Origin of the sequence: Limnoglobus roseus, from assembly GCF_008254045.1 — a bacterium.
GTDB classification, from domain to species: domain Bacteria; phylum Planctomycetota; class Planctomycetia; order Gemmatales; family Gemmataceae; genus Limnoglobus; species Limnoglobus roseus.
On the sequence record NZ_CP042425.1, the window covers coordinates 3,559,276 to 3,576,572 of the forward strand.

Annotated in this window: 11 protein-coding genes; 4 read left to right on the forward strand and 7 right to left on the reverse strand. The window is 65.7% G+C overall.

Annotated elements, in window-relative coordinates; genetic code table 11:
• Positions 1–39: 39 nt before the first annotated feature.
• From PX52LOC_RS15000 to PX52LOC_RS15020, 5 genes are all read right to left on the reverse strand, one after another.
• Positions 40–1,638, reverse strand: a complete 1,599-nt coding sequence (locus tag PX52LOC_RS15000) for an efflux RND transporter periplasmic adaptor subunit (protein WP_149110875.1) — start codon at positions 1,636–1,638, stop codon at positions 40–42.
• Complete coding sequence (locus PX52LOC_RS15005; protein WP_149110876.1) at positions 1,544–3,847, reverse strand: TolC family protein; 2,304 nt, start codon at positions 3,845–3,847, stop codon at positions 1,544–1,546. Before PX52LOC_RS15005 ends, PX52LOC_RS15000 begins: the two co-directional genes overlap by 95 nt.
• 78 nt (positions 3,848–3,925) lie before the next feature.
• Positions 3,926–5,272: a sulfatase family protein gene (locus PX52LOC_RS15010; protein ID WP_149110877.1), complete on the reverse strand. Its 1,347-nt coding sequence runs from the start codon at positions 5,270–5,272 to the stop codon at positions 3,926–3,928.
• Between the two features lie 4 nt (positions 5,273–5,276).
• Entirely contained in the window at positions 5,277–6,629 is a 1,353-nt protein-coding gene (locus tag PX52LOC_RS15015) for a sulfatase family protein (RefSeq protein ID WP_149110878.1), read from the reverse strand.
• 179 nt (positions 6,630–6,808) lie between these two features.
• Positions 6,809–8,425: an arylsulfatase gene (locus tag PX52LOC_RS15020; RefSeq protein ID WP_149110879.1), complete on the reverse strand. Its 1,617-nt coding sequence runs from the start codon at positions 8,423–8,425 to the stop codon at positions 6,809–6,811.
• Between the two features lie 153 nt (positions 8,426–8,578).
• On the opposite strand from PX52LOC_RS15020, the gene PX52LOC_RS15025 reads away from it, so the two are divergent.
• Positions 8,579–9,685 (forward strand): hypothetical protein, encoded by a 1,107-nt coding sequence (locus tag PX52LOC_RS15025; RefSeq protein WP_149110880.1) that lies wholly within the window; start codon positions 8,579–8,581, stop codon positions 9,683–9,685.
• A 7-nt stretch (positions 9,686–9,692) separates the two neighbouring features.
• Here PX52LOC_RS15025 and PX52LOC_RS15030 read toward each other — a convergent pair whose 3' ends face one another.
• Entirely contained in the window at positions 9,693–10,538 is an 846-nt protein-coding gene (locus tag PX52LOC_RS15030; RefSeq protein ID WP_149110881.1) for a DUF1559 family PulG-like putative transporter, read from the reverse strand.
• A 178-nt stretch (positions 10,539–10,716) separates the two neighbouring features.
• Between PX52LOC_RS15030 and gcvP the strand changes: the two genes are divergently transcribed.
• A complete protein-coding gene (gene gcvP, locus PX52LOC_RS15035; RefSeq protein ID WP_149110882.1) occupies positions 10,717–13,557 on the forward strand; it encodes an aminomethyl-transferring glycine dehydrogenase in 2,841 nt (946 codons plus the stop codon).
• 164 nt (positions 13,558–13,721) lie between these two features.
• Here the strand turns inward: gcvP and PX52LOC_RS15040 are convergent, their stop codons facing one another.
• A complete protein-coding gene (locus tag PX52LOC_RS15040; RefSeq protein WP_149110883.1) occupies positions 13,722–14,783 on the reverse strand; it encodes a metallophosphoesterase in 1,062 nt (353 codons plus the stop codon).
• Positions 14,784–15,097: 314 nt separating this feature from the next.
• Here PX52LOC_RS15040 and PX52LOC_RS15045 point away from each other — a divergent pair, with 314 nt between their 5' ends.
• Together PX52LOC_RS15045 and PX52LOC_RS15050 are read left to right on the forward strand one after the other, a co-directional pair.
• Positions 15,098–15,937 carry a serine/threonine protein kinase gene (locus tag PX52LOC_RS15045; RefSeq protein WP_149110884.1) on the forward strand — a complete coding sequence of 280 codons (840 nt, stop codon included), beginning with the start codon at positions 15,098–15,100 and terminating at the stop codon, positions 15,935–15,937.
• 85 nt (positions 15,938–16,022) lie between these two features.
• Positions 16,023–17,294, forward strand: coding sequence for a DUF3754 domain-containing protein (locus PX52LOC_RS15050; RefSeq protein ID WP_149110885.1), 1,272 nt, complete (start codon positions 16,023–16,025; stop codon positions 17,292–17,294).
• The last annotated feature ends 3 nt before the right edge of the window (positions 17,295–17,297 follow it).

Sequence of the window (17,297 nt, forward strand, 5' to 3'; positions counted from 1 at the left end):
TCTTCTCGTCCCGAGCCTTTGGTTCGGGACGAGAAACATCTACTTCTTCTCCTCCGGTTTCGTCGCCTTCAGATCGGCAGCGGCCCGCGTTCTCGCGTCGAGCGCCACTTCCTCACCCGGTTCGATGCCGGCCGTCACTTGCACGTATTGCTCGTTGCTCTCGCCGACGGTCACGTCGCGGCGGGTGATGCCGGTCGGCGTGACAGCGTAAACGACCTTCTGGCTCTCGTATTCGGTCACCCCGCCGACGGGCACACTGACCGCGTCGGGCAGCACGCCGATCAGGATTTTCACGTCCGCCGTCATGCCCGGTTTCAGGCCGGCGTCGGACGGGATGTCGTCGAGGCTCAGAGTCGTCTCGTACTGCTTCACGCCCGCGCCGCGCCAGCCGTCGGCCTGGGCGATGGTCGCGATCTTCAGCACCTTGCCGTTCAGCGTGTGGTTCGTCAGGGCTTCGACTTGGAACGTCGCCGGCATGCCGACTTTCACCTTCTTGATGACCGACTCGTGAATCTTCATCTTCACCCGCATCCGCGACAGGTCGGGCAGGCTGAAGATCTCCTGCCGGTAGTACAACTGCGCCCCCGGCCGGATGCGGGCCGACTCGTCCCAGTAGCGAGAGTTCGAGTAGACCACGATACCGTCGGACGGGGCGTGAATCGTGCACCGCTCGATCTGCTGTTGCAGCCGCGTGAGTTGCTTCTTCTCGATCTCCGCCGTGCTCTCGGCCGATTTGAGTTCGCCCTCGGCCTTCTCGATGAGCGACTGCTGCGTTTCTTTCGTTCGCTTCAGTTCGCGCTCCGCTTCGTCGGCCTTCGCCTTCAACTCGGTGATCTTCTTCTTTCGGGTGAACTTCTCCAAGAGGGTCAGGTCGGCCTCGGCACTCGTCACTTCGAACTTCCGCTGCTGCACCGTCAGTTCCTTCGCGCGAATCTGTTCCAACTGGGCGTAGCCGTCCTTCACCAGCCCCTTCGTGAAGGCGATGTCGTCCTCGGCCTCCTTGAGTTGCTTCTTGTTGAGTTCCAGCGTGCCCTTGAGCTTGTCCACGTCCCGCTTGAACTCGCCCTGCGGGTCGTCGTAGCTCTCCAGGTCGATCTTCGCGAGCGTCAGCGCCAGATCGGCCTTGGCGATCTCGCTCTCGGCCTTGTTCTTCGCCTGGGCCAAGTCGCTGCGGCCGGACTTCACCTTCCCCTCGGCCGTCTGCCATTTCACGTCCTGCTCGTTCAGCATCTTCAAGAGCGTGTCGGTGTCGAGCTTCGCGACCTCCTGCCCCTTCTTGACGTGCTTCCCTTCCTCGATGATGGACACGAGTTTGCCGCCGCCTTCGAGGTCGCACGTCACCTGCACGGCGTCGATGCTTTCGAGTTCGCCGCGGTCGGTGATCGTGATCTTCAACTCGCCGCGCTGCACGACGGCCGTAAGGGGGCGGTCGATCGACCGCGAGCCGGTGAACCGCGACAGGCCGTACTTCCAGCCGAGGTAGCCGACGGTGGCCACGACGCCGACGGTGACGAAGCGGCGGCCCCAGGTGCGGAACGTGCCCTTACGGGCCGGCGGCTGGCGCGGCGGCAGGGTCGGGAGTGGCGTCACGATGGGGAGCGGGCTTGCTTGCGGCGGCAGCGGGTCGGGCGGTTGCATCGTCGGGGAATCCTCGCGCGTCGAGTCGCATCATCTCCGAGTTTATCAGAAGCTGAATGCGTTGCTGCTCGTAATTGAAGAAACCGTCGGCCAGCCCGTTGCGGGCCGCGAGGAGCGACTGCTGCGCGTTCAGAATGCGGAGCGTGGCCGCCCCGTCGTCGCCCCGTGCCCCACCCTGCACCGGGGCGGTGAGCAGTCGACGTTCGATGGCGAGTTGCCGCACCGCGACGAGGAGTTGCTGCCGGGCGATCTCGAAGTTGATCCGCTGCCGCTTCAGTTCCCGCAGGCCGGTCCGCACGTCGAGTTCGACGCTGTCCGATAGGGCCATGTAACTTCGGCGGGCACGCTGGTAGGTGATGAGGCTCTGCCGGTAGACGTTACGCTCGAACTGCCGGTTGAGCGGGCCGTCGAACTGCACGCCGGCGGCGAGTCGGCTGCCCTCGGCCCCGAACGCGAGCGGGTTCTTGCCACCCGGTTCGGTGTTCAGGTTGCCGTCTAGGCGGACCGTCAGGTCGGACTTCAGCGCGTTGGCCGCGACCGACACCTTCCGCCACGAGTCGGTCACTTGCCCCAGGGTGTTTTGCAGGTCGAGCCGGTTCTCCTTCGCGTAGGGCAGGAGGGCCTCTTCGGTGAAGTCCGTCTCCGGGAGGCGGATCGTGTAGATGCGGGCGACCGATTCGGCGGCGATGGCCGCATCGACGATGCCCGCCGCCTCGCGGGCTGAAGCGACGACGGACTTCCAGCCCGCCTCGCGGTTCGTTTCGGTCAGCATGGCCTGAATTTGACGCAGGTCGGTCTGCAACGCCCGCACCCGCGCGCGGAGTTCGGCCGGCTTCGCCTTCTGTTCCTCGTAAGCCGCCCGCGCCCGGTCTTGCTGTTCCACGTCGTCGCCGGTGACGGTCCGCTTGAGGTCGTCGGCGAGCAGCTTGAGCGCCTCGTCGGACGCCGACACGGCCTGATCGGCCCTCGCCGTGAAGCCGCGGAGCGTGTCCAGCGAATCTTGCAGGACGGTCAGCGGTGGGGCGGCGTCGAGTTCGGACTTCCGCTTCCGCTCGAAGACGTCGATCTCCGTGCGCAGTTTGTCCACGTCGGGGTCCACTAACTGGAAGCGGTTCAACGGCGTGTCGTCGAGTTCGATCAGCAACCGCGGCGGCAGGCCGAGGAGGAGCTTGTACTGGTCGAGCGCGTTCTGCAGGCCGATTTCGGCCGAGATGAGGTCGCGGCGGGCACTGAGCAACGCCTGGTAGACCTGATCGACGTTGGCCACCTGCGTGCGGCCGCCCTGGAAGAGAATGCGGTAGAGGGCGTAGTTCTCCTCCTGACTCTTCAGGTTAGCGGCGGCGTTCCGCACGCCCTGAATCTGCCGGAGGATTTGCAGGTAGCCGCCGCTGTCCACGTTGACCGACGCCCAAAAGAGCTTGCGGAAGCGGGCGAAGTCGCGGACCGCGTACAGGGTGTCCCGCTCGCCCTGCGTCAGCGTTTCGAGCCGCACGTTCCGGCCGAAGCCGCGGAGGAGGGGTTGGATCAAGCTCACGCCGATCGATCCGGCGGCCGTGTGCGTCTGGCCGTTGAACTCCCAGACGAAGCTGTTGGCGAAATCGGTGAGCAGTTGACCGCCGGCCGCGAGGTTCCGCGAGAAGCCGGTGTCGGCACTCTGAAGGAGCGTGTTCGACTCCGGCGTCAGACTACCCCCGCCGATGTGCGTAAAGTTCGTGGCCCGGCGGGCGAAGAATTGCAGGTCGAAGTCGAAGCGGTTCAGCGTGAGTGCGAGCGCCTGGACGTAGACGTTCTCCAGCCGCGTCTGGTACTCGCGGCTGTTTTCGAGTGCCAACTCCGTCGCGCGGTCCTGCGTCAGTTTCAGCACGCCGTTCGGGGCACGCCCCAGGTTCTCTTCCCAGCCCGGCGGCTCAATCTCTGCCAGAACGCCGTCCTTCTCCCACTTGCCGTACCCGCGGAACTTATACGGGTGCTGCATGAAGATCGCGGCCGCCGGGTCGTCGGGCGGCTTCGGCGGGCGGTCTGGGTTGGTGGGATCCGCAAGACGGGACATCGGAGCCGCTTCGAGTTGCGTGCGGCCGATGGCGTAGGCGGGTTGGACGATGCGCTCGCCGATGATCGGGTACGTCTCCCGGTCGGCGGCGGTGCGGTAGTGCGTGCGGGTACACCCGGCGGCGCAAACGGGGACCAGAATCAGGAGTCGCCATCGCAAGCCGTGATCCCGTGGGAGTCGCGGCGGAATAACAGATGAGAATCGGCGAAGCAAGGCGGGGTTGAACCTGCCGATCGTTCACGGCACGGACTTCCGCCACGCCACGGCCGCTTCGGTCAGTCGCTTCGCCACGGCGGGTTGGTCGGCGATGACGTTCTTCGTCTCCTTCGCGTCGGTGACGACGTCGTACAGTTCGCCCCCGGTGCCGTCGGCGTTGACGAGCAGTTTCCAGTTGCCGTCGCGGACGGCTACGTTCGGACTGCGGTGCTTGGCGTCCTGCGGGTAGGCGAACGACGTGGTGTTGCGGCCGTACTCCCAGAACAGCGGCTTCGCCCGCGTCGGCGTCTCGCCCAGAACCGCGGCCGTCACGTCCTCGCCGTCGGCCGTGTAGCCTTCCGGCAGCTTCGCCCCGCAGACGTTCGCCAGCGTCGGCAGGAAGTCCATCGCGGCCACGACGGTCTTGTCGTTCACCACACCCGCTTTCGTGTGGCCCGGCCACCACGCGGCGAACGGCACGCGGATGCCGCCTTCGTACAGGCTCAATTTCTGCCCGCGGAGGCCGCCGTTGCGGATGCGCGGGAACGGTGGCGACGCCCCGTTATCGCCGAGGAACAGCACCAACGTGTTCGTGCCCTTCAGGCCGTCGAGCAGCCGGCCGATCTGCACGTCGAGGGCCGCGAGGACGGCCTTGTAGTTCGTGCGGGCCTCCTCGTCGCCGGCCTTCTTCACGGCATCCTTCTGGGCGTCCGACGGCACGTACGGCGTGTGCGTGTCGTCGAGCCAGAGGTTGACGAAGCACGGCTTCCCGGCGTTCTTCTTCAGGAAGTCGAATGTCTGATCGACCATCCACCGCGACCGCTCGTGCCGGGGAATCTGCTGCGGTTCGAGCTTGTCCTGCGGCCCCCACGGGGTTGTCTTCAAGCCGAGGGCCGCGGCCGGTTCGGGGCTTTCGTAGGTGCCGAGGCCGAGGTCGTAGCCGTAGGCCGCGAACTTCGGCGCATCGGTCACGTCGCGGCCACCGCCGAGGTGCCACTTGCCGACGTGGGCGGTGGCGTACCCGGCGTCCTTCAGCACTCGCGGGAGCGACGGGGCCTTCGGATCAAGGAAGTCGGCCATCCCGCACGCCGCGTTGCCGATCTTCGTTTGCAGGTAGCTCGTGATCTTCCAGCGGGCCGGGTACTGCCCCGTGATGATCGCGCACCGCGACGGCGAGCAGATCGGGGCCATGACGTAGCCCTGGGTGAACCGCACGCCCTCGGCCGCGAGGCGGTCCATGTTCGGCGTCTTCACCATCGTGTTGCCGGAGTACCCCGGGTCGCCGTAGCCGAAGTCGTCCACCAGCACGACGACGACGTGCGGCCGATCGGCGGCAGTCACTCCACCGATCGCGAGAAATACCATCAAAAGGCTGAGGAGCGTGCGCATCGGTTCAGTCCTTCTTCGCGTTCGGGCGGGGATCGGGCAGGGCCTTCTCGGTCTTCAACCCCTCGTCGCCGTTGGCCTTCATCCAGGCGTCCAGGCCGGCCCGCAGCGACGCCAACTGTTTCGCGTGGGCCGGGTCGGCGGCGAGGTTCTTCAACTCCCACGGGTCGGCCGACACGTCGTACAGTTCCTCGGCCGGCCGCGTGTGGTAACGTTTCACGACCGCCGCGGCCGCCGGGTCGGTCTTGGCCTTCTCCGCCCACGAGTCGAAGTAGTTGCGGCCGTCGGCCCCCTCGTTGCCCTTGTCCACGTGCGTGTGGTGTTCACCCGTTGGGTCGAGGTTGCGGATGTACTTCCAGTCGGCGGTGCGGACGGCCCGGATCGGGTACTGGTTCATTTTGCCGTCGCCGCTGTGAGTGAGGAAGACCTTGTCGCGGTGCTGGTCCTTCCTGCCGACGAGAACGTCGAGGAAGGATTGCCCGCTGATGCCTTCCGGAGCCGTGCCACCGGCGGCGGTCAGCAGCGTGGGGAGCAGGTCGATCCAACTCACCATCGCGTTTGTCGTGGAACCGGCCGCGATCTTGCCCGGCCAGACGGCGAGCATCGGCGTGCGGACGCCGGCGTCGTAACAGTTCCACTTGCCGAACGGGAACTGCGAGCCGTGGTCGCTGGTGAATAGGAACAACGTGTTGTCGCCGAGGTGCTTCTTCGCCGTGTCGTACACCAGGCCCAAGTCGCGGTCGCAGTTAGCCACGGCGGTCAGGTATTTACCACGGGCGTCGCGGGTCTGCTTCGTGTCCACCAGCGTCGGCGGTACGCCGTTCGCCGTGACGGTCGCCTCCTTCGGCCAGGGCACGTGCGGCCAGTTCGTGCCGACGAGCAGGCACAGCGGCTTCGTCGACTTCCGCTCGCCCAGCCACTTCACGGCCTCGGCCACGCACACGTCGTCGTGATAGGTGTAGTGCCGAGCCTGGTCGAACCCGTACTCCGTCACCTGGGCGTAGTGGGCCACCTTGCCGATGGCGACGGTCTGATAGCCGAGGTCTTTGAAGTAGGCCGGCCACTTTTTCAGGGTCGCTTGCGGGCGACTGTGGTTCAGCATCGAACCGTTCCGCATCGGGTCGAGGCCGGTGAGCAGCGCGGCCCTGCTGGGGGCACAACTCGGCGATGCGACGAAGGCGTTGGTGAACGTCTTGCCGTCCTTCGCGAGTCGGGCCATGTTCGGTGTCGGAACCTCGGTGCCGCCGAACGGCGAGCAGTCGGCCCGACTGAGGTCGTCGGCGAGGAAGACGACGACATTCGGCTTCTCGGCGGCGGCCACGCCGGTTGAGAAACAGAGGAGAGCGAGGAGGATGCGCATTGGTAAAACCTTCGAGCGTGCAGCGAGGTCTGGTCCCCTCTCCCCCAGCTTTGAGGGGGAGAGGGTTAGGGTGAGGGGCGAGCCTACATCCCACGGAAAACTCGTCTCATCCGCAGGAAAGTCTTCCCCTCACCCCGGCCCTCTCCCCCTCAAAGCCGGGGGAGAGGGAGGAAGATCGATTACTTCTCCCCTGGCCGCGGGAGTACATGACACCGCTTCGCCCACACGTCCCACTTCGCGGACAGTTCCTTCACCCGGCCGGGCATCGCGGCGGCGAGGTCTTTCAGTTCCACCGGGTCGGCGTCGATGTCGTACAGTTCCCACGCGGCCCCGGCCTTCGCCACGAGCTTCCAGTTGCCGACGCGGATGGCCCGGTTCTTTTCGTGTTCCCAGGCCAGCATCTCGCGCTCGATCGGCTTGTTCGCGAAGGCCGGCACGAGGCTCGTTCCTTCCATCGGCGTGATCGCATGGTCGTTGAACTCGGTCGGATACTTCGCCCCCGCGAGTGCGACGAACGTGGCCATCACGTCGATGATGTGCCCCGGCTGGTCGCGGAATTCGCCCTTCGCTGCGATGCCACTCGGCCAGTGGGCGATGAACGGCGTGCGGATGCCGCCCTCCTGGCAGTAGTGCTTGTACAGGCGGAACGGCGTATTACCGGCGTTCGCCCACGCGCTGCCGTAGCTGTGGTACATCTTCGCGCTGCCCATCGCGGCGAGCTGGTCGCCGGTGTGCAGGGTGTTCTTCGGGCCGCTGCTCTCGTCGAAACCGAACGGATCCCACTCGGCACACGCCCCGTTGTCGCTCAGAAACAGGATCAGCGTGTTGTCGAGTTCGCCGTGCGCCTTCAGGTCTTCGACCACGCGGCCGATGTTGCGGTCCATGCAATCGACCATGCCTGCGAAAACCGCCATCCGCCGGGCGAGATCGGCCCGGCGTTCCGTCGGAAGCGAGTCCCACGCCGGGTTCACCCCCTGGCGGTCGATGCCCGCCCGCGCCTTGTACTCGCTCAGCGGGCTCAGGGGCGTGCCCTTTGGGAACAGTCCGAGTTCGATCTGCTTCGCGTGCCGCGTTTCGCGGAGCTTGTCCCACCCGCCGGCGTACTTGTCGGCGTACTTCGCAATGTCCTCCGGCTTCGCGTGCAGTGGGAAGTGCGGGGCGTTGAACGCGAGGTACTGGAAGAACGGCTTCTTCGCCTTGCGGGCTTCCGCGAGGAAGTCGAGCGAGTAATCGCCGAAGGCGTCGCTGCTGTAGAACTGGTCCTTCGCGTACGCCCGCTTCGGCCGGCCGGCCGGCAGGCGGGTGTAGAACGGGTCTTCCTGGAAGAACGAGTTGAACCCGCCGATCATGCCGTAGAACTCTTCGAACCCGCGGTCGGTCGGCCGGGGCGTCTTCGGCCCGGCACTCAGGTGCCACTTGCCGACCATCGACGTGTGGTAGCCGGCCGACTTCAGCACCTCGGCGACGGTGACGGTGTTCGGCTGCGGGAAGCCGCGGTAGCCGGGTTGCTGCGTCTGGTTGTTCATGTCGCCGACGCCGGCCTGGTGCGGGTACAACCCGGTGAGCAAACTCGCCCGGCTGGGGCAGCATCGCGTGGAGTTGTAGAACTGCCGGAACCGCACGCCGCTCTTGGCCAAGTTGTCGATATTCGGAGTGGCAATCTCGCTGCCGTAGCAGCCGATGTCCGAGTAACCGAGGTCGTCGGCGAGGATCAGCAAGATGTTCGGCCGTTCCGCGGCATGACCGACGGCCGTGAGAAACAGGAACGCGAACAGGGCTGGCACGAGGCGAGTCATCGGAAGCCCCCGGGAGTGGCGACGGGTCGAAGAGAGTGTATGGAGAAGGACGGTAGCGATGAACCGGCCGCGGCAGGGATTAAAGTCGAATCCGTTCCCGCATCCCTGGCGGACGTCCTAAAGTCTCACGGAGGTCCTTCGCCGAGACGCCCGATGACACTGAGTCGGAATTGCTTCTTGCTGATCGCATCGGTCGTGCTGGTCGGCCTCAGCCTCGCCACGGCCCTCACGGCCGCGAACCCGTACACGTTCCTGCCGGGCGACTGCCCGTACTACGCCGCGACGACGGTGTCCCTTGTCCGCGACGGCGACTTCGAGATGCGGAACCAACTGGAAGTGTCCGGCCAGACGCTGAAGGACCACGATCGGTTTTTCGCCGTCTCGCCGACGGGCGGCATCGTCCCGAAGCACTCGACCCTGATGCCGATTGTCGCGGTGCCGGCCTACGTCCTGTTCGGCATCTGGGGCTTCCTCGCGTTCGGGCTGCTGCAAATGCTCGCGCTGGTGTACGGCATCAGCCGCCTCGGCGGCGGAACATCTTCAGCGAGGGTCGACGCCCTCGTCGGGCTGTTGCTCTCGCCGTTGCTCGCGTACTCCTACAACTTCTCGCCGGACGTCTTCGGCACGGCGCTCGTGGTCTGGGCCTTCGTCTGTGCGAACGAGCGGCGCTGGTCCTGGTGTGGCGTGTTGTGCGCGGCTGCTGTGTGGGCGAAGGTCTACCTCGCGGTAATCCTCCTGCCGCTTGCGTGGGTAGTTCTCGCGGAGGGCCGGTCGGCCAGTGTGCGCGTCGGCGTGTGGGCCGTGTTGGGCCTGTTGCCGATGCTGGTCCTGCACTCGAATCTGTACGGCTCGCCACTGCGGACGGGGTACGATTGCGAAGGCCAATTCACGCCGTCCGGCGAGTTGGTAACGAGCGAACACTATTCCCGGTTCCATCAGCCCGTTCTGGAAGGTCTTGGGAACCTGCTCTTCGACCGCGACCTTGGCCTTGTGACAAAGTCCGCGATCTGGCTCGGGTGGCCGCTCGGCCTGTGGTGGGCTTGGCGGCACCCCGGCCGTGTTCGACGGGTGGCCGGGGCGATGGCCGCGAGTTTGGTCGTCAACGTGCTTCTGTTCAGCCGCTACGACGAGTGGAACGCCAGCGTTCACGGGAACCGCTTCTTGTTCCCGTCGCTAGCGCTCAGCCTCGCCCTGCAAGGCCCGTTCTGGCATCACGTCGCCAGTTCGTGGCGGGATCAACGCCCTGCTACCGGCCCGTAAGAGCCGCTCACCTCTTGGACGCGGGTGGGCGTGGTTTGCTGGACGGTTTGCTGGCCGGTGGTGTCGGCGGTACAGGGGGAAGGGGGACCATCTCGTTACCGTCGATGGTGATGGCCGCCCGGATTTTGGCCTCTGGTGTTGACTTCTCGAACCAGTGAACGACCCCGTCGGCTGCCGCCGCGTGGAACCCGCCGTCGAACGGCCCGCCGAGTTTTGGCACCGCCGCGGTCGGCTTCTCGGGGCCGCCGTCAAACGGCAGATCGTCTGCCTTCGTCCAGATGACCGGCTCGGTCGCTTCGGCGACGGTGATTGTGTTCGACGTCCCGTCCGGGAAGATGAACATCCGCCCCCTGGGAACTCCCCCCATCACCTTCAGCGGCTTGTCTGGCAGGGCGGCGTGCGGGCCGACAAACGACCGCAGGTACGTCTTCCCCTTCTCCGCGGCCTTGCCCGGCGAGGCGTACACTTCCGGCATCTGGTCGATCAGAGCCTTGTTCGCCTCACTGTCCCACGGCTCGTCGAGTTTGAACTTCTTGTAGATCGCGTCTTGGCCGATGTACGGCAGGATCACCACCCGCCAACTCAGGCCGACGCCGGTCTTTGGGGCCGTGTTCGTGGGGAAGTTTGGGCCCATCCCGTCGGTGAAGTTGAGCCAGCCCGCGGCGACCTCCTTCAGCCGCTTCTTCGCCGTTTCCTTCGCGGCGTCGGGCGCTGGCGGCGTTGGCGCGTCGGGTTGTGGCTTCGGATTGTCCTCCGGTTGCTTCTGGGGTTCCGGTTGTGGTTCGGGCTTCGGCTTGCACCCGGCCGCGAGGCCGCACGCGGTCGCCAACACAAACACCATGATGCGGAACATGATCGCTCCAAGTTGGACGGATGAAATGGGACAACGGGGACGCGACGTGCAATTCGCCGGAGAGGGCGGGCGGCCACTCCAAGACTTTACTCCGTCCCTAGAATGATGGCAACAACCTCTCACCGTCACCCACCCCCGGCAGGAGCCGGGGTTTTGCGTTCGTACCCAGGAGTCGGCATTGTCCGCGACACTCGACACGCTGTTCGGTCCTGACGAGTTCCACGCCCGCCACCTCGGCGTTTCCCCCGCGGATGAAGCCGCGATGCTGGCGGCGTTGGGGGTCAAATCGCGAGAAGAATTGGTGGCGCAAACGGTGCCGGCCGCGATCCGCTTGCCGCACGCACCGAAATTGCCCGCCCCGGCGACAGAGGCCGACGCCCTCGCGGAGTTGAAAGCGCACGCGGGCCACAACAAGGTGTGGCGGACGTACCTTGGCACCGGGTACGCCGGCACCCTCACGCCGGAGCCGATCAAGCGGAACGTGCTAGAGAACCCCGGCTGGTACACCGCGTACACGCCTTACCAGGCCGAAGTGGCACAGGGCCGGCTCGAAGCCTTGTTGAACTTCCAGCAGGTCGTCATCGACCTGACTGGCCTGCCGACCGCGAACGCCTCGCTGTTGGACGAAGCGACGGCTGCGGCCGAGGCGATGACCGTGATTCGCCGGGCGGTGTCGGGTTCGACCAACCGCTACTTCGTGGACGCCGGCACGCACCCGCAGGTGATCGCCGTCATCCGCACGCGGGCGCACTGGATGGGCATTGAAGTCGTCGTCGGTGAGTGGGAGAAACTCGACGCGGCCAGCGTGTTCGGGGCGCACCTGCAAAACCCAGCGACCGACGGCGAGTTCCGCGACCTGACGCCGGTCATCGCGAAGGTCCACGCGGCCGGCGGCAAGGTCTGCGTCGGCACCGACCCGCTGGCGTGCGTGCTCCTCACGCCGCCGGGCGAGATGGGGGCCGACATCGCCGTCGGCAACTCGCAGCGGTTCGGCGTGCCGCTCGGCTTCGGCGGCCCGCACGCGGCCTTTATCGCGTGCAAGCAGGAACTCGTCCGCAACCTGCCCGGCCGCATCATCGGCGTGTCGAAGGACGCGGCCGGCCACCTCGCCTACCGCATGTCGCTGCAAACGCGCGAGCAGCACATCCGCCGCGACAAGGCGACGAGCAACATCTGCACCGCCCAAGCGTTGCTGGCCAACATGGCGAGCTTCTACGCCGTCTACCACGGCCCCGACGGCCTGAAGCGAATCGCGTCGCGGGTCCACGCCCTCACGCAACTGCTGGCGGATCTGGTGAAGCCGGTGCTGCCGGCGAAGCACGCTGCGTTCTTCGACACGCTCGTGTTCACGCCGAAAGACTTGATGGCCGTCCGCAAGCGGGCCGAGTCGGAGTCGATTAACCTCCGCTACTTCGGCGACGGCCGCGTGGGCGTGACGCTCGACGAGACCGTTCGCGTGCAGGACGTGATCGACCTCGCCGAAGTGCTGACCGGCCGCTACCCGCAGCCCGAACCGGCCGAGCTTCTGAAGAAGCAACCGGCCGCCGTGCCGTTCGCCCGCACGTCGCCGATCCTTCAACACCCGGTCTTCAACCGCTACCACACGGAGACGGAGTTCGTCCGCTACGTCAAGCGGCTGGAGAACCGCGACATCTCGCTCGTGCATTCCATGATCCCGCTTGGATCGTGCACGATGAAGCTGAACGCGGCCAGCGAGATGGCCCCGGTGACGTGGCCGGAGTTCGCGAGCATCCACCCGTTCGCCCCGTCGTCGCAAACCGCCGGCTACCGCAAGATGCTCGACGAACTCGGCGACTGGCTCGCGGCCATCTGCGGCTTCGCGAAAGTCTCCTTCGAGCCGAACTCCGGGGCACAGGGCGAGTACGCCGGCCTGATGGCCATCCGCCTCTACCACGAGTCCCGCGGGGAATCGAGCCGCGACGTGTGCCTGATCCCGATCTCGGCCCACGGCACGAACCCGGCGTCGGCCCAGATGATGGGCCTGCGCATTGTGCCGGTGGCGTGCGACGCGAAGGGCAACGTCGATCTCGACAGCCTGAAGGCGAAGCTTGCCGAGCACGGGCCGAAGGTGTCGTGCCTGATGCTGACGTACCCGTCCACGCACGGCGTCTTCGAGGCTCGCGTTCGCGAGATTTGCGACGCCGTCCACGCGGCCGGCGGACAGGTGTACATGGACGGGGCGAACCTGAACGCGCAGGTCGGCCTCACATCGCCGGGGTTCATCGGGGCGGACGTGTGCCACATGAACCTGCACAAGACGTTCTGCATCCCGCACGGCGGCGGCGGGCCGGGCATGGGGCCGATCGTGGTGGCGAAGCACCTCGCCCCGTTCCTACCCGCCGACCCGTTCGACACGACCGCCGAAACCGCGGTGAGCGCCGCCCCGTTCGGCTCCGCGCTCATCACGACCATCTCGTGGATGTACGTCCGCATGATGGGCGGAAGTGGGCTGACGAAGGCGACCGAAATCGCCATCCTGAACGCCAACTATGTCGCGACCCGACTGAAGCCGTACTTCCCCACCCTCTACGCCGGCGACAACGGCCGCGTAGCCCACGAGTGCATTCTCGACCTGCGGAACCTGAAGGGCGAAGTGGGCGTGACGGCCGAGGATGTGGCGAAGCGGCTGATGGACTACGGCTTCCACGCCCCGACGCTGTCGTTCCCGGTCGTGGACACGCTGATGATCGAACCGACGGAATCGGAATCGAAGGCCGAACTCGACCGCTTCTGCGACGCGATGATCGCGATTCACGGCGAGATTCAGAAGGTGCGGAGTGGCGAGTGGCCGAAGGCCGACAACCCGCTGAAGAACGCCCCGCACACGGCGGCCGAAGCGATTGGTGAGTGGTCGCACCCGTACTCGCGAGAGGTGGCCGTTTACCCGCTGCCGTACGTCCGCGAGGCGAAGTTCTGGCCGCACGTCAAGCGGATCGACAACGTCGGCGGCGACCGCAATCTGATCTGCACCTGCCCGCCGATGGAGGCGTTCACGTAGGCCGGCCGAGCCGAGGCCAACCACCTTCCGTCCGTAGGAATGTTCCTCCGAAATCAACGGCGAGCGTCGCGGCGTAAGCGCGACGTGCCTTCCCCGGGTGGAAGGCACGTCGCGCTTACGCCGCGACGCTCGCCGTTGCGAATGCAATCTCCGCCAGATTCGCCTCAGCCTTTCGTTGCTGGAATCTTCCGCTCCCACTTCTCCGCCGTCCAGTCGAACGTCTCCCAGCGGTCGGCGGTCGCGAACTCGCGGACGGTCATCGTGTCGCCGCTGAGGTGAACGTAGTACCCCGCCTGCTGCTTGAAACTGTAGTGGCCGGAGTTGTCCACGTTGAACACCGACACGCCCTTCTCGGCTTTCTTGTTCGACCCGTCCCACTGGTAGATGTTGCGGGCGTGGGTGTGGCCGTAGAAGATTGCGACGACGTTGTAGTCCTTGATCGCGTCGTAGTACGCCCGCACGTCGGCCGGGTCCCACTCCGGGTTGGCGGTCGGCTTGTCAGGGTTGGTGGCGTACCGCAGTACGTCAACGTGGTGTGTCAGGATCACCGGACGGCCGCTCTTGCCCACGGAAGCGGCGAGGTCGGCGGCGAGGAATTCGAGGCTGTCGAGGGGGTTGTACTTCCGCTTCCGCGTCACGCTCTTCACGGCCCCGACGACGATGCCGAGGTTCACGAAGTGGACCGACTCCCAATCCCAGGAGTAGTGCAGGCCGTTCGATGAACGCCCCGTCACGCCGGGCCGGGTCTTGTTGCGCTCGGCGATCTTCTTGACGATGAGGCCGTCGCCGGGCGGGCTGTCGTGGTTGCCGTGGACCTCGTACACCGGGAACTTGAGTCGGCCGTCCTTGCCGGTCAGCCCGAAGTCGGCTTGGAAGCCCTGCCACTCGGTTTCGTGCATCTGCGGGAACGAACCGCCGGTCTTGTCGCCGCTGTCGATCAGGTCGCCGTCGTGGATCACGCCCTTCGGTATCGCGACCGTGCCGCCGCCCGCGGCGGCGGGGATGGCGGTGCCGGGCAGTTTGTTCAGCGTGTCCACAAGGCGGGCGTTCGTGCCGGCCGAGGTCGCGTCGAGTTGCTTGGGGTTCTGCTTGTCGGCCAGGTAGTGGGTGTCGCCGACGATGAAAAACGCGAGGTCGAGTTTTGCGTCGGCACCGAGGGCGAACGGGGCGAGGGTCGCCGCGGCCGATGCCCCCAGGAAGGTCCGGCGGGAGTGGGTCGTGCGCATGTCGGGCGGCTCCGGGAGAGATCGCCGCACTGTACCCGCCCCGTGGGGACAGGGCAACCAAAAACAGGCGGGCACCCGCCCGACGGCGACCGCTTCACCAACGATTCCCGCAAATGTTTCGCGTGGTCATTCGATCCTAGAGATACGGAGTCGTACCGACGGGCGAGAGTTGATTCGAGACGGCATCACGCCCCATCGAAATTATTCTCATCGCGTTGTTACCGCCTCCGCGAATCCTTTTGCCGTGGGCTCACAGGAAAAGTATGATGCACGAACGTTCGATCCTGTCCCCTTCGAAGCGAAAGAACCCAGCGATGACCGATGAGAAAATCGGGAAGGTGAAGATTCTCAAGACCCTGGGCACGGGGGCTCACAGTACCATTCTCCACGTGCGTCGTGAGGCGGACGCGCGAGAGTTCGCCCTGAAACTGGTCCCGATCGAGACCGAGGACGACAAGAAGTTCCTGGAACAAGCCAAGCACGAGTTCCGCGTCGGCCAGATGCTCCACCACCCCAACCTGATTAAAGTTTGCGCCCTGGAGATGGAAACCGACTGGCTCCGCCGGGTGAAGAAGGCGAAGTTGCTCGTCGAGTACGTGGACGGCAACACGCTCGATCAGGTGAAGTTGCTCAAGATTTCGAAGATGTTGCGGGTGTTCGAACAGGTTGCGGCCGGCCTCGTTCACATGCACAAGCAGGGCGTCCTGCACGCCGACCTGAAGCCGGGCAACATCCTGATGGGCAAGAAGGGCGTCGTGAAGATCATCGACTACGGCCTCTCGTGGATCAAGAGCGAGCCGAAGGACCGCGTTCAGGGCACTCCGGAGTACATGGCCCCGGAGACGGTGCAGCGGAAGATGGTCAACGAGCGGACCGACATCTACAACTTCGGCGCGACGATGTACCGCCTGGTGACGCTGAAACTGCCGCCCGAGATCATCCCCGGCGTTGAGGGGGTCGAGATGACCGAGCGGCAGTACAAGGACCATTTCGTGCCGGTGAACGAGATCAACCGAGGCGTGCCGAAGGATTTGGCCGACCTGATCCACAAGTGCCTGAGTTTCAAGGCGAACAATCGGCCGGAGCGGATGAGCGAAGTCCAGGGCACGCTCGACCGCCTGGCCGACGAACTCGGCGGCGACGACGACGAATAACGGGGCGGGCGGAACGAATACCATAAAACGGCACGCGGAGGTTCGCGTCACCCGCGTGCCGTTTCGTATTCCCGTCAGGTTCCTTATGCCCGACGACACGCCACCGCCGACGTCCCCGAGCGAGCCGTACATCCCGCTCCGCGTGACGGACCTCATCCAACTACTCGGGCAAGAAGCCGGCACGCCGGAACACGCCCCCCTCGCGGCCGACCAGCAAATCGCTTTTCAGCAGTTCGCCGAGGCGATGACCGAGCGCATCCGCAACGGCTTCCACAACCTCCTCGGCCACCTCACCAACGCTTACGCCCCGTTCGATCCCGACCGCGACACCCTCCGCCTGCGGTCCGCCACCGAGGAGGAAAAACTGTCGGCCCTGGAGCAACTCTTCACCACGTTCACGACCCTGTTGCAGCGGGCCGGCTTCCACCAGATGACGCGGGGGGAGATCGAGACGACGATGCAAGGGGCGTCGCACTGGGGCATCGAGATGGAGGTGTGCTGGGACGTGTTCGACCGCGTCGAGGTCTTCTACCGCGGGGCGGGTACCGGCTGGCGGGTCCGCCGGCCGTGGTGGCGGTTCTTCCGCGCGCAGGACGTGCAGGTGCCGACGTTCACCCGCGTGGTCGTCATCTTACGGCAGAAGGCCCACAAGCGGCTCGGCCGCGACGCCGACACTGACAACGTCTACCTGAAGTTGTTCAAGGACATCCCGCAGATGGACATCGAGATGCTCTTGCCCGGCACGCGGCTGCGGATGCCGAAGTTCGAGCGCGGCAAACTCGGGTTCAGCGTCACGTCGTCGTTCTTCTACGCCGCCTACAAACTCGTCACCACGGTCAGCCTCGGCGGGTTGCTCTCCGGCAGCATCTTCGCGCTTTTCTCGCCGATCGCGCTGTTGCTCGGGTACGGGTACAAGACGGTCTACAGCTTCCGCGTCTCGCGAAAGACGTACCTCTTGCAGCTAGCCCAGAGCCTCTACTATCAAAGCCTGGACATGAACGCCGGGGTGCTGCACCGCCTCTTCGACGACGCCGCCGAGCAGGAAGTGCGGCAGACGCTGCTCGTGTACTACTTCCTCTGGCGGTTCGCCGGGCCGACCGGCTGGACGGTCGGCGAACTCGAAGCGGCGATCGTCGGCGACCTGACGCGGCGGATTAACGCACGGATCGAACTGCAACCGCGCGACGCACTCTCGCGGTTGGAGCGACTGGCGATCGTCCGCAAGGTCGGCGAGCGGTACGTTGCCCAACCGCTGCACGAAGCCGCGAACCTCGTGCAACGGCCCGCCCCGAAGCCCGACCGCCCTAGCACCTGGCGCGGTTACGTCCCGCCGACCCGCTCGCCGCGGGTGCTGTGAGCG